The sequence below is a fragment of the Paraburkholderia sp. GW821-FHT02A12 genome, from assembly GCF_059422005.1.
Map to the genome: position 1 here is coordinate 2279936 of NZ_JBWKWA010000001.1, position 22022 is coordinate 2301957.

19 protein-coding genes are annotated in these 22022 nt (G+C 62.7%); 11 read left to right on the forward strand and 8 right to left on the reverse strand.

The window, feature by feature from the left end; translation table 11 throughout:
• Positions 1-179 precede the first annotated feature (179 nt).
• From ompR to AC07WT_RS10305, 4 genes are all read left to right on the forward strand, one after another.
• Positions 180-914, forward strand: coding sequence for an osmolarity response regulator transcription factor OmpR (gene ompR, locus AC07WT_RS10290; RefSeq protein ID WP_006048917.1), 735 nt, complete (start codon positions 180-182; stop codon positions 912-914).
• 44 nt (positions 915-958) lie between these two features.
• On the forward strand, positions 959-2308 hold the full coding sequence (locus AC07WT_RS10295) for an ATP-binding protein (RefSeq protein WP_492595557.1): 1350 nt from the start codon (positions 959-961) through the stop codon (positions 2306-2308).
• Positions 2309-2505: 197 nt separating this feature from the next.
• Positions 2506-3054: a peroxiredoxin gene (locus AC07WT_RS10300; RefSeq protein WP_492595558.1), complete on the forward strand. Its 549-nt coding sequence runs from the start codon at positions 2506-2508 to the stop codon at positions 3052-3054.
• 75 nt (positions 3055-3129) lie between these two features.
• Positions 3130-3654 carry a carboxymuconolactone decarboxylase family protein gene (locus AC07WT_RS10305; protein WP_494947019.1) on the forward strand — a complete coding sequence of 175 codons (525 nt, stop codon included), beginning with the start codon at positions 3130-3132 and terminating at the stop codon, positions 3652-3654.
• Here the strand turns inward: AC07WT_RS10305 and AC07WT_RS10310 are convergent.
• From AC07WT_RS10310 to ispD, 3 genes are read right to left on the reverse strand one after another with little or no spacing between them, the layout of a single operon-like run.
• Complete coding sequence (locus AC07WT_RS10310) at positions 3632-3796, reverse strand: hypothetical protein (RefSeq protein WP_494947020.1); 165 nt, start codon at positions 3794-3796, stop codon at positions 3632-3634. The two genes, AC07WT_RS10305 and AC07WT_RS10310, sit on opposite strands and share 23 nt — an antisense overlap.
• Positions 3793-4272, reverse strand: a complete 480-nt coding sequence (gene ispF, locus AC07WT_RS10315) for a 2-C-methyl-D-erythritol 2,4-cyclodiphosphate synthase (protein WP_492595560.1) — start codon at positions 4270-4272, stop codon at positions 3793-3795. Before ispF ends, AC07WT_RS10310 begins: the two co-directional genes overlap by 4 nt.
• A gap of 37 nt (positions 4273-4309) precedes the next feature.
• On the reverse strand, positions 4310-5023 hold the full coding sequence (ispD, locus tag AC07WT_RS10320; protein WP_494947021.1) for a 2-C-methyl-D-erythritol 4-phosphate cytidylyltransferase: 714 nt from the start codon (positions 5021-5023) through the stop codon (positions 4310-4312).
• 121 nt (positions 5024-5144) lie between these two features.
• Here ispD and mfd point away from each other — a divergent pair, with 121 nt between their 5' ends.
• The 4 genes from mfd (at position 5145) to mscL (ending at position 11696) form a co-directional block, all read left to right on the forward strand.
• Positions 5145-8627, forward strand: coding sequence for a transcription-repair coupling factor (mfd, locus tag AC07WT_RS10325; RefSeq protein ID WP_494947022.1), 3483 nt, complete (start codon positions 5145-5147; stop codon positions 8625-8627).
• Between the two features lie 156 nt (positions 8628-8783).
• Positions 8784-10049, forward strand: coding sequence for an acetylornithine deacetylase (argE, locus tag AC07WT_RS10330; RefSeq protein ID WP_494947023.1), 1266 nt, complete (start codon positions 8784-8786; stop codon positions 10047-10049).
• 55 nt (positions 10050-10104) lie between these two features.
• On the forward strand, positions 10105-11139 hold the full coding sequence (locus tag AC07WT_RS10335; protein ID WP_494947024.1) for a threonine/serine dehydratase family protein: 1035 nt from the start codon (positions 10105-10107) through the stop codon (positions 11137-11139).
• A 110-nt stretch (positions 11140-11249) separates the two neighbouring features.
• The gene (gene mscL / locus AC07WT_RS10340) at positions 11250-11696 is read left to right on the forward strand and encodes a large conductance mechanosensitive channel protein MscL (protein ID WP_492595565.1); all 447 of its coding nucleotides are present in this window, start codon (positions 11250-11252) and stop codon (positions 11694-11696) included.
• Between the two features lie 131 nt (positions 11697-11827).
• Here mscL and AC07WT_RS10345 read toward each other — a convergent pair whose 3' ends face one another.
• The 3 genes from AC07WT_RS10345 to AC07WT_RS10355 all read right to left on the reverse strand — a co-directional run bounded on the left by AC07WT_RS10345 (position 11828) and on the right by AC07WT_RS10355 (position 16046).
• Positions 11828-13813 (reverse strand): hybrid sensor histidine kinase/response regulator, encoded by a 1986-nt coding sequence (locus AC07WT_RS10345; RefSeq protein WP_494947025.1) that lies wholly within the window; start codon positions 13811-13813, stop codon positions 11828-11830.
• A gap of 76 nt (positions 13814-13889) precedes the next feature.
• Positions 13890-14369 (reverse strand): response regulator, encoded by a 480-nt coding sequence (locus AC07WT_RS10350; protein ID WP_325047697.1) that lies wholly within the window; start codon positions 14367-14369, stop codon positions 13890-13892.
• 66 nt (positions 14370-14435) lie between these two features.
• Positions 14436-16046, reverse strand: coding sequence for a sensor histidine kinase (locus tag AC07WT_RS10355; RefSeq protein ID WP_492595567.1), 1611 nt, complete (start codon positions 16044-16046; stop codon positions 14436-14438).
• Between the two features lie 392 nt (positions 16047-16438).
• On the opposite strand from AC07WT_RS10355, the gene AC07WT_RS10360 reads away from it, so the two are divergent.
• Positions 16439-16933 carry a hypothetical protein gene (locus tag AC07WT_RS10360; RefSeq protein WP_492595568.1) on the forward strand — a complete coding sequence of 165 codons (495 nt, stop codon included), beginning with the start codon at positions 16439-16441 and terminating at the stop codon, positions 16931-16933.
• A 46-nt stretch (positions 16934-16979) separates the two neighbouring features.
• On the opposite strand, the gene AC07WT_RS10365 is transcribed toward AC07WT_RS10360, so the two are convergent.
• A complete protein-coding gene (locus tag AC07WT_RS10365) occupies positions 16980-19466 on the reverse strand; it encodes an AsmA family protein (protein WP_494947026.1) in 2487 nt (828 codons plus the stop codon).
• A gap of 170 nt (positions 19467-19636) precedes the next feature.
• Here AC07WT_RS10365 and AC07WT_RS10370 point away from each other — a divergent pair, with 170 nt between their 5' ends.
• The gene (locus tag AC07WT_RS10370; RefSeq protein ID WP_494947027.1) at positions 19637-20347 is read left to right on the forward strand and encodes an ABC transporter ATP-binding protein; all 711 of its coding nucleotides are present in this window, start codon (positions 19637-19639) and stop codon (positions 20345-20347) included.
• Positions 20344-21150 carry an ABC transporter permease gene (locus AC07WT_RS10375; RefSeq protein ID WP_492595571.1) on the forward strand — a complete coding sequence of 269 codons (807 nt, stop codon included), beginning with the start codon at positions 20344-20346 and terminating at the stop codon, positions 21148-21150. Before AC07WT_RS10370 ends, AC07WT_RS10375 begins: the two co-directional genes overlap by 4 nt.
• A gap of 54 nt (positions 21151-21204) precedes the next feature.
• Here AC07WT_RS10375 and AC07WT_RS10380 read toward each other — a convergent pair whose 3' ends face one another.
• The gene (locus AC07WT_RS10380; RefSeq protein WP_494947028.1) at positions 21205-21762 is read right to left on the reverse strand and encodes a DUF6013 family protein; all 558 of its coding nucleotides are present in this window, start codon (positions 21760-21762) and stop codon (positions 21205-21207) included.
• Between the last annotated feature and the right edge of the window lie 260 nt (positions 21763-22022).

A 22022-nucleotide genomic window follows, 5' to 3' on the forward strand; every position in this document is an offset into this window, starting at 1 on the left:
ACCCCGGTAACGAGCCGGGTGCGAGAGTTTTGTCGAGTGAAGTATCCACCGAACAGCCGCATTCAGTAAAGCAGTCTACCTTTGCATGCTTTACGCCGTGCCACAGTACGGGTAAATTTTGTAACTGACTGTAACCCGATAAATGATGCAACCGCGCGCTACTTTCTAATCGCGCTAAGATGCCGACCATGGAAACCAAAAACCCTTCGAAAATCCTCGTCGTCGACGACGATCCGCGCTTACGCGATCTGCTGCGCCGTTACCTTGGTGAACAGGGCTTCAATGTCTATGTTGCCGAGAACGCGCCGTCCATGAACAAGCTCTGGGTGCGTGAGCGCTTCGACTTGCTGGTGCTCGACCTGATGCTGCCCGGCGAGGACGGCCTGTCGATCTGCCGCCGCTTGCGCGGCAGCAACGACCGCACACCGATCATCATGCTGACGGCCAAGGGTGAAGACGTCGATCGTATCGTCGGGCTCGAAATGGGCGCCGACGACTATCTGCCCAAGCCCTTCAACCCGCGCGAACTGGTCGCGCGGATTCACGCCGTGCTGCGCCGCCAGTCGCCGTCCGAGCTGCCTGGTGCGCCGTCCGAGACCACCGAAGTGTTCGAGTTCGGCGAGTTCGCGCTGAATCTCGCCACCCGCACGCTCACCAAGGCCGGCCAGGAAATTCCGCTGACCACCGGTGAGTTCTCGGTGCTGAAGGTGTTCGCCCGTCACCCGCGTCAGCCGCTGTCGCGTGAAAAGCTGATGGAACTGGCGCGCGGCCGTGAATACGAAGTCTTCGACCGCAGCCTCGACGTGCAAATCTCGCGCCTGCGCAAGTTGATCGAACCCGATCCGGGCAGCCCGCGCTTCATCCAGACCGTCTGGGGGCTTGGCTACGTGTTCATTCCCGACGGTGCAGCCTGAGTTTGTTCCCGCCTCCCGTTTTTGATTTCAGATAAGAAGGGCCCATGCGGATCGACCGGCGCCTCCTGACGCTCGCGTTCGGCGGCCTTTTCTGGCGGACCTTTCTGTTGATCGCGCTGTTGATCGCAGTCAGTCTCGCCGCGTGGTTCCAGAGTTTCCGGGTGATCGAACGCGAGCCGCGCGCGCAGCGCGTGGCTCTGCAACTGGTTGCCATCGTCAAGCTCACGCGCACCGCGCTCCTCTATTCCGATCCCGACCTGCGGCGCGCGCTGCTGCAGGATCTCGAGAGCAATGAAGGGGTGCGGGTGTACCCGCGCGAAATCTCCGACAAGTACAAACTGCAACCCGACGAGTCCCTGAACCGGCTGATCGAACACGACATTCGCGGCCGTCTCGGCGACGACACGGTGATCGCGCAGACCGTCAACGACATTCCCGGCGTCTGGATCAGCTTCAAGATCGACGACGACGATTACTGGGTCGCACTCGACCGCGATCAGCTGGACAACGCCACCGGTTTGCAATGGGCCGGCTGGGGGGTGTTCGCGCTGGCGCTGTCGCTGTTCGGTGCGGCGTTCATCACGAGTCTTGTGAATAGACCGTTTGCCCGGCTTGCGATGGCCGCGCGCAAGGTTGGTTCCGGACAATCGCCGGAGCCGCTGCCTGAGCGCGGCATGGGCGTGGCCGCTGAAACCAATCGCAGCTTCAACCAGATGGTGCAGGACCTCGAACAGCTCGAGGCCGACCGTGCGCTGATGCTCGCCGGTATTTCGCACGACTTGCGCACCCCGCTCGCGCGGCTGCGGCTCGAAACCGAAATGAGTCCGTCCGACCAGCAGACCAAGGACGCGATGGTCGACGACATCGAGCAGATGGACATGATCATCGGCCGGTTCCTGGATTACGCTCGCCCGGTGCAACGCACGCCGGAACCTGTCGATCTTTCCGTCATCGCAGGAGAACTGGCCGCGCGAATGCAGAGCGAGGACAGCATGCGGCTCATCACGCGCCTCGCACCCTCGGCGGTGATCGAAGCCGACGAGACCGATATGCGGCGCGTAGTCGGCAATCTGCTGGAAAACGCGCGCAAGTATGGACTCAGCGATGGTGACGGCATCCCGCATGTGATTCTCGAAACACGGGTGTCGCACTCGCGGGTCGAGTTGTCCGTCGTCGACGAAGGACCTGGCATTCCAGAAGACCAGCTGGCGCTTGTCACACGGCCGTTCTATCGTGTGAATTCGGCGCGCACCCAGGCGAACGGCACGGGCCTTGGCATGGCAATTGTGCAGCGGCTGGTAGGCCGTTACCGCGGGGCGCTGCGCTTGCGCAATCGCACGCCAGGCCCGGGGCTCGAGGTCACGATCGAGTTTCCGCTGGCAAAAGGCGCCTGATCGGAAGCGGCTGCCGGTCGGGCCTGGATCAGACCGATAACCTATCGACGCGTTGAATAATAACTATCCGGGTTGTTAGGAAAAAACTATTGATAGCATAGTTCAATAGAACTATAGTCAAAACCATGTAACGCGCTCGTTGCGATGAGCTGGTAGGTTGATCAGGCTGTTTTTCCAACACACCTAGGAGTATCGGAATGAAAACCGTTGGCGACAAACTCGAAGCGTTCACCGTCACTGCTGCGAAGCCGGGCTTCAACACTCACGAAGAAAATGGCGCGTCGGCATTCGAAGAGATCACGGAGCAGTCGTTCCCGGGCAAGTGGAAAATCCTCTATTTCTACCCGAAGGACTTCACATTCGTGTGTCCGACGGAAATCGTCGAGTTCGGCAAGCTGCTCAAGGATTTCGACGAGCGCGACGCGGTGCTGCTCGGCGGCAGCGTGGACAACGAATTCGTGAAGCTGGCGTGGCGCCGTGAGCACAAGGACCTGAACAAGCTGAACCACTATTCGTTCGGCGACGTGAAAGGCGAGCTGATCGACCAGCTCGGCGTGCGCGACAAGGAAGCGGGCGTGGCTTTGCGCGCAACGTTCATCATCGATCCGGACAACACGATCCAGCACGTTTCGGTCAACAACCTGAACGTCGGCCGTAACCCGGAAGAAGTGCTGCGGATTCTGGACGGTCTGCAAACGGACGAACTGTGCCCGTGCAACCGCGCAGTCGGCGGCGCAACGCTGTAAGTATTGCCGCCGGAAGCCCGCTAAGCTTGAAAAAGCCGGCGGGCTTTTTTATCGACAACCGGATAGGAGATACCTATGGAATTATTGTCCTCGATTAAAGTACTTGTGCCTGACTACGCCAAGGACATTCGGCTTAACCTCGATGGGACGATTGCTCGTTCCTCCCTAGAGGGAAATGACGCGGTTGGGGTGGCTTTGGCGGCTGCGTTTGCTGCGAAGAGTACGGTTATTGTTGATGCGATTCGCAATGCGGGGGTTTTGTCTCCTGAGGAGACGAATGGCGCTTTGACTGCCGCCGCGCTGATGGGGATGAATAATGTCTGGTATCCCTATGTCGAGATGACCGATAACGCTGATTTGAAATCGCAGCCGGCGCAATTGCGGATGAATGCCTATGCTTCCCATGGGGGTGTCGATAAGCGGCGGTTCGAGATGTACGCGTTGGCGGCTTCTATTATTGGCAAATGCCATTCTTGTGTGAAATCGCACTTTGATACGCTGGTCGCGGAGGGGATGAGTTCCACTCAATTGCGCGATGTGGGCCGCATCGCGGCGGTAGTCAACGCTGCTGCGCAGGTTATTGCTGCTGAAGGCAAATAGTTGTTTTTGCGCGCAGCGCATTGGTTTTTTGCGGCTGCGCGCCAGTGGGCTTGCCTTCGGCGGCGGTATTTTTTCTGTTCTGCAGGCCCACGGCATTGACATACGAAACAAGATCAATGCCAAAGGCAATAACCCAAATCAATTCCTGATTAACAAAACAACAGCTTGAGCTTCAATGCCCTCCCCTCTTCCGAGGTAACCAAGTTTCTCATTGGTCTTGGCTTTAACATTAACCCGCTCGACCGGCAGGTTAAGATCAGCAGCGATATTAGCCCGCATCCCCTCAATATGGGGAGCAAGCTTGGGCGCTTGCGCAACAACGCTACTATCGACATTAGCGATGGAAAACCCGGCCGCCTTCACGCGAGCAAAACACTCGCGAAGCAAAACCCGGCTATCCGCGCCAGCGAACCTGGCATCAGTGTCGGAGAAATGCCGCCCAATATCCCCCATTGCGGCAGCACCAAAAATAGCGTCAGTAATGGCATGCAACAGCACATCCGCGTCCGAATGCCCGAGCAGCCCGCGCTCATAAGGAATCGTCACGCCGCCGATAATCAACGGACGCCCCGGCACCAGCGCATGCACGTCATACCCCTGCCCAATTCTGAAATCCATATGCGTCAAGTCCGCTAATAAAAATTGAAATCCTGAATCAGGAAGCTGAAGGCCGGCAAAGAATCGCCTCGGCCAGATCGAAATCTTCCGGATACGTGACCTTGAAGTTCCGCAAGCTACCTTGCACCAGCTTCGGCGCGTGCCCGAGCCACTCGATCGCGCTCGCTTCGTCGGTCAAATCGTGACCGTCCGCCTGGGCGCGCAGAATCGCCTCGCGCAACATGCCGATGCGAAACATCTGCGGCGTCTGCGCCTGCCACAGACCATCACGTGCTTCGGTGCGGGCAATCCGTCCGTCGCCCGAGCCGGAGTCGATACGCTTTAACGTGTCCGCCACCGGCAACGCCATGATCCCGCCCACCGCGTCGTCCTTCAACGCGCCAATCAGCGTGCGGATGAGCGCAGGCGTAATGCCGGGCCTTGCCGCGTCGTGCACCAGCACCCAATCGTCGTCGCGTGCGCCGAATTCGGCCAGCGCGTGCAGCCCGTTCAGCACCGACGCCTGGCGCGAAGCCCCGCCGCAGCGGCGCACGGCGAAACGCAAGCCGCCGAAGCGGCGGGCGTCGAAGTGCTGGTCGTCAGGCGCAATCACGACCAGCGTTTGCGCAAACTCGCTGCACGCGTCGAACGCGGCCAGCGAGTAATGCAACATGTCGCGGCCGGCGACAGTGCGATATTGTTTGGGCATCGCGGCGCCGGAACGGCTGCCTGTGCCAGCGCACGGAATCAGGGCAAATAGACGGGAAGTCACGAGTGCGGATGCCGCGAAGTCAAAGTAAAGGACGGATTTTATAATAGGTCCTTCGCATCCACGCCCCGACACGCGTAAACTTGCCGATCACGTGTGAGCCCGAGGCCGCCTTTTCTCTTCTATGCCAGACATCGCCGCATCATCGCAGTACACCCCGCCCGTCGCGCTCGTCAAGCCCGGCCAGCGTTTCGCCTTCGACGGCACGCACGGCTCGTCCGACGCGCTGCTGATCGCCCGCTACCATCTCGCCTACCGCGAGAAGGTGCCGCTGCTGGCAGTCGTGTGCGAAAGCGCCGTCGACGCGCAGCGTCTGTCGCAGGAAATCGGCTTCTTCGCGCCCGAGGCGCGCGTGCGCTTGCTGCCCGACTGGGAAACGCTGCCTTACGACACCTTCTCGCCGCACCAGGACCTGGTGTCCGAGCGCCTCGCCACGCTGCACGACCTTGGCGAGGGCCGCTGCGACATCCTGCTGGTGCCCGCCACCACGGCCCTCTACCGGATGCCGCCCGCGTCGTTCATGGCGGCCTACACGTTCTCGTTCTCGCAAGGCGAGCGGCTCGACGAGGCCAAGCTCAAAGCGCAGTTGACGCTCGCCGGCTACGAGCACGTGAGCCAGGTGGTGCGTCCGGGCGAATACTGCGTGCGCGGCTCGCTGCTCGACCTTTTCCCGATGGGCTCGCCGCTGCCGTACCGGATCGATCTGTTCGACGACCAGGTCGACTCGATTCGCGCATTCGACCCGGACACGCAACGCAGCCTTTATCCGGTCAAGGACGTACGCATGCTGCCGGGCCGCGAATTCCCGTTCGACGAAGCCGCCCGCACCGCCTTCCGCAGCCGCTGGCGCGAAACCTTCGAAGGCGACCCGAGCCGTGCGTCGATCTATAAGGACATCGGCAACGGCGTGCCGTCGGCGGGCATCGAATACTATTTGCCGCTGTTCTTCGACGAAACCGCCACGCTGTTCCATTACCTGCCCGAAGGCGCGCAACTGGCCTTCGTCGGCGATCTGGACGCGGCGATCCGGCGCTTCACCAACGACACCCGGCAACGCCACAACTTCCTGTCGCACGATCGCGACCGGCCGATCCTCGAGCCGCAGCGTCTGTTCCTCTCGGACGAGGATTTCTTCGCCTTCGCCAAACCGTTCGCGCGACTCGTGCTGCCCACGAACGCAGGCGGCGGCTGGTCGCTTGCCTTGCCGAACCTCGCGATCGACCGTCATGCGGACGATCCGGTCTCCGCATTGCGCGCGTATCTCGACACCACGCCGAACCGCGTACTGTTCGCCGCGGAATCGGCGGGGCGTCGCGAAACGCTGCTGCAGCTGCTGGCCGACAATCACCTGAAGCCCACATCGAGCGACAGCTTCCAGAACTGGCTCACGGGCGATGCGCGTTTTTCGCTAGGCGTCGCGCCGCTCGCCAACGGTTTTGCCGTGCCGGCGGATGGCATCGCGATCATCACCGAGACCGAACTATACGGACCGCTCGCGCGCCGCGCGGGACGCCGCCGCCAGGAACAGGCGAGCAACGTCGATTCGATGGTGCGCGACCTGTCCGAGCTGAAGGTCGGCGATCCGGTCGTGCATTCGCAGCACGGCATCGGCCGCTATATGGGCCTCGTCACAATGGATCTCGGCGAAGGCGAAACCGAGTTTCTGCACCTCGAATACGCAGGGGAAAGCAAACTGTACGTGCCGGTCGCGCAACTGCACGTGATCTCGCGCTACAGCGGCGCCGATCCCGAAAGCGCGCCCTTGCACTCGCTCGGCTCCGGTCAGTGGGAAAAGGCGAAGCGCAAAGCGGCGCAGCAGATCCGCGACACCGCAGCCGAACTGCTGAACCTGTACGCCCGTCGCGCCGCGCGCGAAGGCCACGCGTTCGCACTCGAACCGAAAGACTACGTGAAGTTCGCCGAGAGCTTCGGCTTCGAGGAAACGCCGGACCAGGCCGCGGCCATCGCCGCGGTGATCGGCGATATGACGAGCGGCAAGCCGATGGATCGCCTCGTTTGCGGCGACGTCGGCTTCGGCAAGACTGAAGTCGCGTTGCGCGCGGCATTCATCGCGGTGATGGGCGGCAAGCAGGTGGCGCTGCTCTCGCCCACCACGCTGCTCGCCGAACAGCACACGCAAACCTTCACAGACCGCTTCTCCGACTGGCCGGTGCGGATCGCCGAATTGTCGCGCTTCAAGTCGACGAAAGAAGTCAATGCGGCGATCCAGCAGATCAACGAAGGCAGTGTCGATATCGTGATCGGCACGCACAAGCTGCTGTCGTCGGATGTGCAGTTCAAGCGGCTGGGGCTCGTGGTCATCGACGAGGAACACCGCTTCGGCGTGCGTCAGAAGGAAGCCTTGAAGGCCTTGCGCGCTGAAGTCGACGTGCTGACGCTCACCGCCACGCCGATCCCGCGTACGCTCGGCATGGCGCTCGAAGGCCTGCGCGATTTCTCGGTGATCGCCACCGCGCCGCAAAAGCGCCTCGCGATCAAGACCTTCGTGCGTCGCGAGGAAGAGAGCGTGATCCGCGAAGCGATGCTGCGCGAGCTGAAGCGCGGCGGCCAGGTCTACTTCCTTCACAACGAAGTCGAGACGATCGAGAATCGCCGGCAGATGCTCGAAGCGCTGGTGCCCGAAGCGCGAATCGCGGTCGCGCACGGCCAGATGCATGAGCGCGAACTCGAACGCGTGATGCGTGACTTCGTCGCGCAACGCGCCAACGTGCTGCTGTGCACGACGATTATCGAAACCGGCATCGACGTGCCGAGCGCCAACACGATCCTGATCCACCGTGCCGACAAATTCGGTCTCGCGCAGTTGCATCAGCTGCGTGGCCGCGTGGGCCGTTCGCACCACCAGGCGTATTCGTATCTGCTGGTACACGATCCGCAAGGTTTGACGAAGCAGGCGCAGCGCCGGCTCGAAGCGATCCAGCAGATGGAGGAGCTCGGTTCGGGCTTCTATCTGGCGATGCACGACCTCGAAATTCGCGGCACCGGCGAAGTGCTTGGCGACAAGCAATCGGGCGAGATTCACGAGATCGGTTTCCAGCTCTATACCGACATGCTGAACGACGCCGTGAAAGCGCTCAAGGAAGGCAAGGAGCCCGACCTCACCGCGCCGCTCGCCGCGACCACCGAGATCAACCTGCACGCTCCGGCGATTCTGCCCGCGGACTATTGCGGCGATGTGCAGGAGCGTCTGTCGCTGTACAAGCGCCTTGCGAATTGCGAACACCACGATTCGATCGACGGCATTCAGGAAGAGTTGATCGACCGCTTCGGCAAGTTGCCGCCGCAAGCGCATGCGCTGGTGGAGACGCATCGTCTGCGGCTGGCGGCGAAGCCGCTGGGCATTTCGAAGATCGATGCGGGCGAAGCCGTGATCGGTTTGCAGTTCATCCCCAATCCGCCGATCGACGCGATGCGGATCATCGAGATGGTGCAGAAGCACAAGCACATCAAGCTCGCCGGTCAGGACAAGTTGCGTATCGAAACACGCAGCCCGGATCTGGCGGTTCGCGTCGCGACGGTGAAAGAAACCTTGCGCGCGCTCGGTTCACCGAGCCGCGGCACAGCCGCTGCTGCCGTCGCGCGATAACAGCGATAACACGATCGCGCGCAATTAAAAAACGCGCTGCGTCCAGCCGTTTTTTCGTTCATGCTGCGGTGCGCAAAACGCGCGCCGCAGCCGCCGCAGCATACGGCTGCCTATTTTTTGGGTATGATCGGAAGACTCAAATGCTGGAGTCCCGTCATGTCTCACGTCGCTGAATCAGCGCAGTCTTCGTCAACGCCCGCCTCCGCATCGAACACCGCCTCGCCTGTTTCGCTTCCCTGGGTCACCCGTCTCGTGTCGATGGACACGGTAAGCCGCAATCCGAATCTCGGCCTGATCGAAACCGTGCGCGACGAACTGCGCGCCGCCGGTATCGAAGCCACGCTCACTCACGACGAAAGCGGCAAATGGGCCAACCTGTTCGCGACGATTCCCGCACACGACGGCGAGACCAACGGCGGCGTGGTGCTGTCGGGCCATACGGACGTCGTGCCGGTCGACGGTCAGCAATGGGACAGCGATCCGTTCAAGCCGGAAATCCGCGGCGACAAACTATACGGGCGCGGCACCTGCGACATGAAAGGCTTCATCGGCGCGGCGCTTGCACTGGTGCCCGACATGCAGCGCGCCAAACTCGCCAAGCCGATTCACCTCGCGCTTTCGTTCGATGAAGAAGTGGGCTGCGCGGGCGCACCACTGCTGATTGCAGACCTGATGAAGCGCGGCGTGAAGCCGGACGGCTGCATCGTCGGCGAGCCGACCAGCATGCGCCCGATCGTCGCGCACAAAGGCATCAACGCGTATCGATGCTGCGTGCGCGGCCAGGCGGCGCATTCGTCGCTGACGCCCAAGGGCTTGAACGCCATCGAATACGCCGCGCGCCTGATCTGCTACATCCGCGACATGGCCGAGCAGTTCCGCGAGCAAGGTCCGTTCGACGAGCTGTACGACGTGCCCTTCACCACCGCGCAGACCAGCACGATCATCGGCGGCAACGCGATCAACACGGTGCCGGCCGAATGCAGCTTCCAGTTCGAATTCCGCAATCTGCCCACGCTCGATCCCGCACCGATCTTCGCGCGCATCGATCAATACGCGCGCGAAACGCTGCTGCCGAAAATGTTGCGCGAGCATCCATCGGCTGCTATCGAGATCACCAGGATCGCCGCGGCGCCCGGGCTCGATTCGTCTGAACAAGCGGCCATCACGCAACTCGTGCGGGCACTGACCGCCGACCAGGACAAACGCAAGGTAGCGTACGGCACGGAAGCCGGGCTGTTCTCGCTGGCGGGAATTCCGAGCATCGTATGCGGACCTGGCGACATCCAGCAGGCGCACAAAGCGAACGAATTCGTCGCGCTCGACCAGCTCGTCGCCTGCGAGCGTTTCTTGCAGAAATTCATTCACAGTATGTCTGTTGGCGCCCCGGAGGAAGTCCCCTTGGGGGACGCACACGCGCACTGAAACTGAGCGGCTCGAAAAGAGTCCCACGCATACCGACAAAAACCACGCCCACGCCATGTCAACCGCCACGCCGCAGCACACCGACCACACGATCGACGGCGAGCCGATCCCGACTCTCGACGACATCGCCACACAGCATTTCGCGCTGACGCCGTGGGTCGCGCGAACGCCGGTGTTCGACCGGCTCGACTTTCCGTCGCTGGAAGGCACGGTGGTGAACTTCAAGTTCGAGCTGCTGCAAGCGGGCGGCAGCTTCAAGGCGCGCGGCGCGTTCACCAACCTGCTCGCGCTCGACGAAGCGCAACGCAGCGCGGGCGTCACCTGCGTGTCGGGCGGCAATCATGCGGTGGCGGTCGCCTATGCGGCGCAGCGGCTTGGCGTCAGTGCGAAGGTGGTGTTGTTCCGCACGGCCAATCCAGCGCGTGTCGCGTTGTGCCGGCAGTACCGTGCCGAGATCGTGTTCGCGGAAAATCTCGCCGAAGCCTTCGAACTGGTGCGCCGTATCGAGGCGGAGGAAGGCCGCTACTTCGTGCATCCGTTCAACGGCTATCGCACGGTGTTGGGGTCGGCCACGCTCGGCTACGAATGGGTCACGCAAACGCCCGACCTCGAAGCGGTGATCGTGCCGATCGGCGGCGGCGGCCTCGCCGCCGGCGTTGCCACGGCAATGAGGCTCGCGAATCCACGTGTGCATGTGTACGGCGTCGAACCCGAAGGCTCGGATGCGATGGGCAAGAGCTTCGCCGCCAATCACACGGTCAAGATGGGCCACATGCACAGCATCGCCGATTCGCTGATGGCGCCGCACACCGAGGAATACAGCTACGAACTCTGCCGCCGTCACATCGACCAGCTCGTCACCGTATCCGACGACCAACTGCGTTCGGCCATGCTGACCTTGTTCGGACAACTGAAGCTCGCCGTCGAACCGGCCTGCGCCGCGGCAACCGCAGCGCTGCTCGGACCGCTGCGCGAAAAGCTGCAAGGCAAGCGTGTGGGTGTTCTGCTATGCGGCACTAACACCGACCCGGTCAGTTTTGCGGCGCACATCGAACGGGCTCGCGCGCTAACGCCGGAGTTTCCGGCTTAATTTCCAATTAACCCAAATTAACAATCCGGCACGCCGTTCCTGACCAAAAGACTGGCCTATCCTCATGAGATTGGTATCATTCGGGGATCAATTTTCAAGGGGGAACCTCTATGAGCATGGTCAAGGAATTCAAGGAATTTGCCCTCAAGGGCAACGTGATGGATCTAGCCGTCGGGGTGATTATCGGCGGCGCATTTTCCACCATCGTCAATTCGATTGTTAAAGACCTGATCATGCCCGTTGTCGGGGTCGCCACCGGCGGTCTCGATTTCTCCAATAAGTTCATCCGTCTGGGTGATATTCCGGCCAGCTTCAAAGGCAGTCCGGAGTCGTATAAAGACTTGCAGACGGCGGGCGTCGCCGTGTTCGGTTATGGCTCGTTCATCACCGTCCTGATCAACTTTCTGATTCTTGCGTTCATCATCTTTCTGATGGTCAAGTTCATCAACAATCTGCGCAAGCCGGCCGAGGCCGCACCGGCCGAGCCGCCGGCGCCGCCGGAAGACGTGCTGCTGCTGCGCGAAATCCGCGACTCTCTTAAGAACTCGTCGCGTTAAACATTCGCCCCGGCATTCGACCCGGCGTCGCGAGGCGCCGTCAGCCGGGTCCAGTAAAAAGGCCTGCTGCGATCGACTCGCAGCAGGCCTTTTTTATCGTGCGCTCAACCTACCCTCAGCACACTCGTGAATCATCCGGCGCGCCAGGTGTCTTCCTCGGCCTTCCGGCTCACCGCGCTTTCGATCATCGTTTCAAGCTGGCCGAAATTGACCGGCTTGGTCAAATGCGAAGTGAAACCGGCGCTCAGACAACGGCGCACGTCTTCGTCGGTGCCGAAGCCTGTCAACGCGATCGCGGGGACGTCCGAATGTTCGCGGAACGCCTTGATGAAATCGAGACCGGTGCCGTCGGGCAAGCCTACGTCGCTGACCACCAGGTCGAAGGTGCGCGCCTGGGTGGCGGCCAGCGCGTCGTCCACGCGTCCGACCACCGTCACGTCGTGTCCGAGGCTGCGAATCAGCTGTGCCATCACCTCGGCGGTATCCAGGTGATCTTCGATCAGCAGAATGGTCAGAAGGCCGGCCGAATGCACTTCAGCGGGCGCACTGGCGAGGGGTGCCTCGGCAGGTTTCGCGGCGGTCGGCAGCGTGATCGTGAAGGTCGCGCCGCAATGCGCGCCCGGGCTTTGCGCAACCACCGTGCCGCCATGCACGTCGGTCAGCGCCTTGGTGATCGCGAGACCGAGGCCGAGCCCGCCGAACTGCCGCGTCATGTTCTGGTTGCCTTGCTCGAATGCGTTGAACAGCTTGCCGATCTGTTCCGGCTCGATGCCGATCCCCGTGTCTTCAACCGAGATCTGCACGTGCATGCGTTCGTCGCGCGTACGCACGTAGATATGGCCGCCGTCCGGCGTAAACTTGGCGGCGTTGCGAATCAGGTTCCACAGCATTTGTTGCAGCCGTGCGCGGTCGGCCAGCACGTAGTGGTGCTGGGCGTTCTTGTGCACGTGCACGTCCTGCTGCTTGACCTGAATCTCGCTGCGAAACAGTTCGAGCACGCTGTCGAGCACATCGTGCACGTCGACGGTTTCCAGCGACAGACGCAGCTTGCCGTTCGCCACCCGCGTGAGGTCGAGCAGATCGTCGATCAGCCGCGCTTCGAGTTCGACATTGCGACGGATCATGCGCACGCTCGCGCGCGCCTGGTCGGGCAGACCGGGGATCATCTCGAGCACGCTGGCGCCGGCCAGCACCGGCGTGAGCGGCGTGCGCAATTCATGCGACAGCATCGCCAGAAAGCGGTCTTTCGCGCGGTTGGCTTCTTCGGCAGTCTGGCGGGCGGCCTGTTCCGACGCGAGCAGCCGTTCACGCTCCTCAATCGCCTCACGCTGCGGATGGATGTCCGTGCAACTGCCGAACCATTTGGTGACGTTGCCGTCGGCATCCCGCATGGCGACCACGCGGGCATCGAACCAGCGAAATTCGCCGTCGTGGCGGCGAATCCGCAGTTCGTGCCGATAGTCGCCGGCGCCGCTCTTCACCGCCTTGAGCCAGGTGCTGCGGATTTCCTCACGATCGTCGGCATGCACGGCGTCGAGCCACGCGAGGCCGTACGAACTGCTTTCGGCGAGCCCCGTGTAGTCGAACCATTGCTTCGAGAGAAAATCGCAATCGCCCTCCGCGTTGCTGGTCAGCACAAGGTGCGGCAATGCCTCCGACAAGGTCCGGTAATGCTGTTCGCGATCGCGCAGCAACAAGGCTTCGTCCGAGGCTTTCTGCAAGCGCACCTGCGACAGCACCCGCTCGACGGCTTCAGGCAGGTAATCGAGGTAATCGCCGGACTTGGGCACCACGTCGGACACGCCCGCGCGCAATGCCTCGATCACGCGGGATTCGTCGGTGAAACCGGTCACGAGAATGGCGGGAATCCGCACCCCTTCAGCGCGCAAGCGGCGAAAGAAATCGAGGCCGGTCTCCGGCCCGCTCAACTGGTAGTCGAGCACCAGCAGGTCGGGAGAGCCGGCGGCGAGCCGCTCGCGGGCCGACTCGACACCTGCGCAGATCGCCACCCGGCAGCGGGCGCGCTCGAGCGACTTGCGCGCAAGCCGCAGGATGCCTTCGTCGTCATCGACTACCAGTACATACGCGGCGGGCTGCGTGGATACTTCTTCGGTCATGCGGAATCTTCTTTGGCTAGGTCTGATGTAGCTATATTGTCATGGCTGCTTTCGGGCGCCTTCCATGAGGCGCCCCTCACGGCGCCGCCAGCCGATGACCGGGCGGCAGCTTGACCACTTGCAGGAAAAAGCCGAGACGGCGCACCGCTTCGATGAACGCATCGTATTCGACCGGCTTGGTGATGTAGACATTGCAGCCGAGCTCATAGCAGCGCGCGATTTCGCGTGGATCGTCGGTCGTGGTCAGGACGATGACCGGCACGGCGGCCGTCTGCGGCGAATCTTTCAGGCGCCGCAACACTTCGAAACCATCTACGCGCGGCATCTTCAGATCCAGCAACACGACGAAATTCGTCAGATCTTCGCGCGGCGGATAAGGACTGGCAGCGGCGTCGGCCGGCGCCGGGCCGAAAAAATAATCGAGCGCTTGCTGACCGTCGCGAAAACGCACGAAACCGTTCGAAATGCCGGCGCGGCGCAAGTTGCGCTCGACGAGCGTTGCATGGCCGTCGTCATCTTCGATCAGCACGATGCTGACCGTCTCCCCGTGACTCATATGCCCTCCGTACCGACGATCTGGTTATGCATACTGCTTCTGGATAGTCCCACTGCGGGTCTCAATTCAATGGCGCGCCGGCTGTTCCGGCAGCACGACGAAAAAGGTCGACCCCGCGCCTTCCGCCGATTCCACCCAAACCCTGCCGCCGTGCCGCTCCGCCATCCGCCGCACCACCGCGAGCCCGATGCCCTCGCCGCTCGCGACGTCGCCGTGCAGACGCTGAAACGCACGGAACACCTTCGACATATAGGCCGCCGGAATTCCAAGTCCGTTATCGCGCACGTAATAGGTGCGGGTGCGCAGCGCGCGCGGCTCCAGTTCGTCCACGGGTTCCGGCTCCAGCGCACCGATCTCGATGCGCCCTTGACGCACCGGGTCGAGATAGTTGAGCGCGTTACCGATCAGGTTGCTGAAAATCTGCTCGATCGCGCCCGGGTCGCCCCACGCGGGCGGCAATTCGCGCACGGTGACGACCGCCGCGCGCTGGCTGATCGCGCCTTGCAGCGCATCGACCACCCGCCCCACCACCCGGCCGACGCTCACGCGCTGCCACTGATATTCGAGCCGGCCGGCGCGCGAAATGCGCAACAGCGCGTCGATGATCGCCGCGGCCCGCGTCACCGCGGTACGCAGATATTGCAAGGACTCCCGCACGTCGCCGTCGAGGATATGTACCATGCGCCGGTGCTCGGCGTGCGGCAAGCCGGCCGCCTCGACGGTGCTGTGCAGTTCGTCGCACGACACCTGTAACTCTTTTGAAAAGCCTTGCAGATTCACCAACGGGGAGCGCAGATCGTGCGAGACGCTATAGATGAACATTTCGTTGTCTTGCGTCTCCTGGCGCAGCTCCTCGTTGACGCCCCCGAGTTCCTGCGCGCGCGCTTCGAGCCGCGCTTTCAGCAGGGTCTGCTCGCCTTCCGCTTCACGCAGACGTGCGCCCGTCTGATGAAGCACCGCATCGAGTGCGGCGATTTCGTCGTTGCCGGAGAGCGGCGCCGCAAGCGGCCGCCCGTTGCCCAGCCGCTCGGCATTATCGGTCAGCACTTCCAGCCGCCGGCCGATGTTGCGCGCGAACACCACAGCAGTGGCCGCCCAGATCAGCATCGAGCCGATCACGGCGGCGATCAGCGCGTATTGCTGGCGCTCGCCCCGCCGCGCAAGGGACGCGTCGCGCTCTGCGTCGAGCCGCGCCGCTTCGTTGACGAACGCGGCAAGCTCGTCGCGAAACAGCGCGATCTGCTGGGGCAGCGCGCCGTTTTCCCGTGCAATAAACGCGTTCAGGCTGCGCCCCGCATGCAGGGCCTGCGAGATCGCGGCGGTCTGCGCGCGATACGTTTCGATCGCCTTTTGCATCTGGTGCACCCGCTGGACTTGCTGCGGCGTATCGCCGACCAGCGTCTCGAGGTGCGCAAGCCGGTCGCCGAGCTCGACCCACACTGTATGCCGGTCAATAAACGACGGGTCGCCGACGACCATGCCCGTGCGTACCCGCGCGGCCTGACGCAGCAGCGGATCGACGATGGCAGACGACTGATAGAGGATCTGCTTGCTGTTGGCGACCCACTGCGCGGCCTGCGCCGTTTGCTCCTGGGTATCGAAGACGACGCCCAGAAGCGCCAGCTCGACCACGCTCGGCACTGCAATCAGCAGCAGACCCTTGGTAAAAAGTTTCATGTTCGCCCAAGGGGTCACTCAGGCCGCGGCGGTACGCGCGGACGGCTTGCCGCCTGGCCTGCTGGCTGGCCGCGCAGTACTGGACCGGCGAGCACGGCGCGATGCAGCCGGACGGGCCATTATCGACGCGAATGTGAGATATTTCAACGTAGAGGCAAGATGCGCGCGCCCACATAAAAATGACTTTTTTATTGATCACACATGTTTTTTCGAGGGCGCGTGCGTCTATGATGGAGACAGATGTGCTGGGAAGGGAAAGCGCGCGGCGAGGCGGTTCGGCATGATTCGTGCGGGAGGCGGTGTGACGGCGTAGTCGTCGAATCACCGTGAATCCGGCCTTGTCGTATGCTATAAAAGATCGACGTGCGGCGCGCGAAGCCGGGAGTTGTCGCATGAGGACGCTGCGTTTCTTGCAATTCTTTTTCAGGCGAATTTTTATGTCCTTCCCGAAAAAGCGTAGACGCGCGAAGGTGGACGGCGATGAGTCGTTCCTCGCGGTGCTGCGGCATTTCAAACCATTCGCTCAGCTCGACACCAAAATTGCGCGCGCTCGCGCGCAGGACGAACCGGTGCTTTATGCGCACGTGCTGCCTGGTCTCGATGTGCTCTTGTGCAGCGTGCGCGGCGCGCAGCCTCCTTATCCGGCGCCTGCCGAATTGCGGCGGCGTTGCATCGAGTCGATTACCAATGCGCTGGAGCAGCCGCTCGATGGGCTGGAAAATGGCGGGTATTGGTATGAGGCGGATGGCTTTGGATTTCTGGTCTTTGCCAGCCGGGCGAGAGGTAAGATCCTGACGGAATTTGGCGCTACCCGGGTCGGTGGCGCGCGCCGCGGGGTTCGGCGGCAGGACGCCGCCGGGGATGCCGCTCCGCGGTCTTTAAGGTAAGGTTTTTGCCCCTCGGATGCGTTTTGTTTCTGTCGAACAGAAAACCTCAACTCCCCTTATATTTAGCCGCATCAACCGCATTACCCGGCGCATTGCCCGAATTACCCGGCGCCAAACCAGCGGGTTTCTTTCCAGCCGCAGCAGGCGCAGAACCCGATTTGGCGCCCGGCAAACCGTCCAGTGAAATCGCCGCCTTGGGCTTCTGCTTCTGCCCCGGAGGCGGCGCGGTCGGCGCCTGACGCACCTGCGACAGCAACCGATTACAAGCCAACGGCTTACTATTGCTGGGCGCAAGCAACGGAATCAACGCGGCAAACGGATTCATCAATCCAAGCCCGACAACGGCGCCGCCTCGCAATGCCAACGCGGCAGCATTGACCCCGACATGGGGATCCTTGAAGGTCCCCTTCACATACAACGGCGAGCGCAGCGAAAACACCCGGAAACCCTTGGTATGCGGATGCACGCCAAGGTCCATCGATTCATCGCGCAAATTCACGTCGCCGTCGATGTTGATCACCGCATCGTCTGTATCGAGCGCGAAGACGCGTGAATTCAGCACGCCGTTGGTCGCGACAAAATCGGCCGCGGCGCAGTTGATCTTCACGTCGCGATTGCCGAACAGTTTTTCATACACGACGTTTGCCACGTTCAGCCCGGCCGCCTCCATCAACAGGCGGCTCACCGTGCCGTCGGTGACCAGCGCCTTCACCTCGCCGTTCGAAGTCGCAGCCAACGCCGCCGGCGAATTGCCGGTCGCGGTCAACGCGGCATCGCCGTTGATTTCTCCAAGCGCGTTTTGCATCGTCTTGAAGTTCGGGAACAGTTGCTTGAGCTTCAGATGCCGCGCCGACGTAGAGAAGCGCCCCTTGAGCGGCACCGTGCTGCCGTCCAGATGGATGTCGGATGCGAGCGAACCGCCGGCCACGCCGAACTTCAACGGCTCCAGCGACAGCACGCCGTCGGCCAGGACGACGTGCGTGTACAGATCGGTGATCGGCAGATTCACGTTCTTGACGATGCGGCGGCCCGTGAATTTCACGTCGGCGTCGATTGCCTTCCAGCGGTCGGTGCGAAATTCTTCGACCGGCAATGCCTTGCCGCCCGGCTGGCGTGTCGCGTCACCGCGCCGGGCCTTGCTCGCGTTCGAGTCCGCGCCGATCACCGGCGCCAGATCGGCGAATTGCAACAGATGCGACACCAGTTCCCCCTGCAACAGCGGACGTGGCTCGCGCGCCGTATAGGTCAGCGAACCATTCAGATCGCTTCCGCCTACCCGGCCGGTAAAATTCTCATACTTGAAGACGTTGCCGCCGGCCTTGAACTGACCGACGAGACGCCCCTCGGTCGCGTACGGCGGCGTTTCCGGCAAGGTCACCCCAGTCAGCGAATAGAGCCGCGCCATGCTGTCGCCTTGCAGCCAGAGACGCAGATCGACCGCAGCGAGATGCGCCGGATCGGTGATCGTACCCACCAGGCCGACACGCAGATCGCCGGTCTTCACATCGGCTTGCACCGGAAATGGCCGGTTCGCATCCTGCAGCGCCAGCACGCCGCCGACCTTGCCGCTGCCCGACAGCGGCGTCTTGTTGTAGGTGCCCTTGATGGTCCAGCCGATCGCATACAGCGGAGTCGCCGGTCCGTGGCCGCCTGCCGTGCCTGCCGTCCCGCTGGTGGGCGACGCTAATGCAGCCGCTGTGCCGCTCGCGCCCTTGTTTCCCCCCTCACCTGCGCCCTTCGAACCGCCGGCAACCAGCGCTTCCGAGGCTCCCGAGCCGCCCGTGCCCGCCTTCGCCCGCGAAGCATTGCCATCCGCCGACGAAGCGCCGGAAGCCGCGGCCGCGTTAACCTGCGCGGCAAGCTTGCTCGCGCCCGCCTTGCCGACCGCTTCCGCCGACGCGCTGCGCGATGCCGCTTCCTGCTGCTTCATCGCCTCGCCGATCGGAATCGGCTGGCCGAGCGTATCGATGACGGTCTGCATCTCGATTTTCTTCTGCTGGTCCGACAGCACGACGCTACCCTTCGCAAACGCGATGTCGTGCAGATCGAGCTTCCATTCCGAAGGCCCGGTCGAAGCGGGCAATTTGAAGGTCCAGTTATTACGCCCGTCGAGCAGGCGCTCAAGGTCGACCGAAGGATTCACGAGGTTGATCGCGGGAATCACGATGTCGTGCGCAAGCAGCGGCAAGACCTTGACCTCGAAGTCGATCTCGTCGAGCGTCGCGAAGTGCGGCTGTCTGCTCCAGTCTGGATTGCCCACCGTGATATTGGCCGCGGAGAAACGCGGCCAGGGCACCCAGCCCCGCCAACCGGTCTCGCCCACCGGATGCCGCCATCCAACCTTCAGATCGCCGGTGATCGCGAACGGCCGGCCGATCGCCTGCGTGACTTTGTCGTTGACCCACGGCCGAGCCCGGTTCCAGTCAAAAGTCAGAATAAAAACCGCCAGCGCAGCAATCAGAACGACGATGATCCCCATCAGCCATGCGATGATTTTCCCGATCCGTCTTCCGATTGTGTTCGACACTGCCATTGAGGGCCCCGCGGTTTCTTCTTGGTTATGCAACTGACAGCACGTATCGTGCCTGATAGTTGTCGTTTTATCATGCCACACGGCTCGGATGCACGTAGCGTGCAACGGGAAGGCCACGGCAGCGTCACGGCAGTGCCTCAAAAATGCCAAACCCCACAACGATTTCACTCATGAACGATATTCCCCTGGTCCTCGCCGACGGCATCGCCCGGCGCGACGCGCTACGCGGGCAAACGCTCCTGCAACCGACCCATTTCGCCTTGCAGGCGGGCGACCGGGTCGCGGTCACCGGTCCGTCGGGGTCCGGCAAGAGCGTGTTTCTGCGCACGCTCGCCCTGCTCGATCCGCTCGATGCGGGACGCATCATGTGGCGCGGCGCGCCGGTCGCGCGCGCCGCCATTCCGCGTTACCGGCGCAACGTCGCATATATCCGGCAGCGGCCCGCGCTGCTCGACGGCAGCGTCGAAGACAATCTGCGCTATCCGTTCGAGCTGCGAACCTATCGCGATGTCCGCTTCGACCGGGCGCGCGCGACGAGCCTCGCCGCCCAGGCCGGGCGCGGCGGCGATTTCCTCGACAAGCGCGCGAGCGAACTCTCGGGTGGCGAGGCGCAGATCACCGCGCTGATCCGCGTCCTGCAACTCGCGCCCGACGTCCTGCTGCTCGACGAACCGACGGCCTCGCTCGACCCGGAGTCGTCGCGTGCGATCGAGGGCCTGGTGCACGCGTGGTTCGATGCCGAGCCGGGCCGGCACGCCTCGGTGTGGGTGTCGCACGACCCGGCGCAAGCCGTGCGCATGAGCGAGCGGCATCTGACGATGCGCGCCGGCGTGCTCGACGAATCGGCCGTGACCCAGGCTCAACCGGAACTCGACCAATGACATTGCAGAATCTGAGTCTCTGGGACGTCGCGATTGCCGCGTTGCTGATCGTCGTGAACGGCGTGGTATCGGTGGCGCTCAAGCTGGATCTCGAACGCAAGCTGGCATGGGCGGCAGCACGCACCGTCTTGCAGTTGCTCGCGATCGGCTATGTGCTCGGCTGGGTGTTCCGCTATGACCGCTGGTTCGTGGTGCTGCCGCTGATGATCGTGATGACACTGATCGCCGGCTTCGCGGGCGCGCAGCGCGGCAATCGCACCTATGCCGGACAACGTGCGGACAGCGTGCTGTCGATCTGGGTCAGTTCGTGGCTGGTGGCGGCGGTGGGACTCTTCGTCGTGATCCGCATTCATCCGTGGTACGAGCCGCAGTATGCGATTCCGATCCTCGGCATGATCCTCGGCAATACGCTGACCGGCGTGTCGCTCGGCATCGAACGGATGACCGAGGAGCTGACCGCGCGGCGCGACCGCGTCGATATGGCGCTCGCGCTGGGCGCGACGCGTTGGGAAGCGGCGCAGGCGCCGGCGCGCCAAGCTGTACGCGCGGGCATGATGCCGACGCTGAATCAGATGGCGGTGGTCGGCGTGGTGAGTTTGCCGGGCATGATGACCGGCCAGGTGCTGGCGGGTCAGTCGCCGTTGCAGGCGGTGCGCTATCAGATCGTGATCATGTTTCTGATCGCGGCATCGTCCGCGTTGGGGACGGTGGGCGCGGTGCTGCTCACCTACCGGCGGCTCTTCTCCGCCGAGCACCGGTTTCTGGCCGCGCGGCTGGTCGAGCGGCCGGCAGCGCAGCGTTGACTACCGTCCCCCCAAGCACGACTCAGCGATCCGGCGACTCAGTGACTCAGTGACTCAGCGCTTTGCTGTCACCGCCACCTGGGTGCCGTCGGTGAGCGTCAGCGTCCTGGTGCTGCCGTTGGTCGGCATCGTAAAGCGCAGGATCTGGCTGAGGCTCACGTCGTTCGGACACTTGAGCGTTTTGCCGCCGCTCGTCACGGTCTTGACGCCGTGCGGCGTCTGCGCCTGGAAGCTCAGTTGCACGGTCGCGGTGCCGTCGCCGGCGACCACGGGCGCAAAGCGGATCTGCGTCTGACGAATCATCGCGCCGTTGGCGTCGACCGGCAGCGATGCGTAATTCGGACATGTGCCCGTCGCGGGAACCGGCCCACCCGGCGGCACGGTCTTCCACGTGAAGTCATCCGATTCGCCGGAACGGATCGTACGCGTTTCCTGTGAATTGCCGAACTGTTTCGATGTGACGCGAACCGTGTAGCGGATCGGACCATCGGTGGCGGCTTGCGACGTGACCGTAATCGGCGTGGCCGCATGGGCCACCGGCACGAGCATGCCGGGCGCCAAAGCGCAGGCGAGACAAGCAACAACCGAAACGGCGGAAAGTCTGAAGCTCATACTGTCACCTCGTTGTTGTGCCGCTGCGCGCGCGCTTAAGCGCTACTGCCCGACTCGCGCCTGATGGCGACCGGCCGGGCGAACCACGAGACACGCAACTGTTTTAGCATGATGCCCTGCCAGTCTAACGCCAAGCGGCCACGCGCGCGCTTCATACGAATCGGGTGTTAACCCGCTTGCGGCGACGCGTTTTCTGCGCGTGAGATTCGTCGCTGTCCCTTGCTGCGTCCCCGCATAGGCTGCTCTCCAAAAGACACATG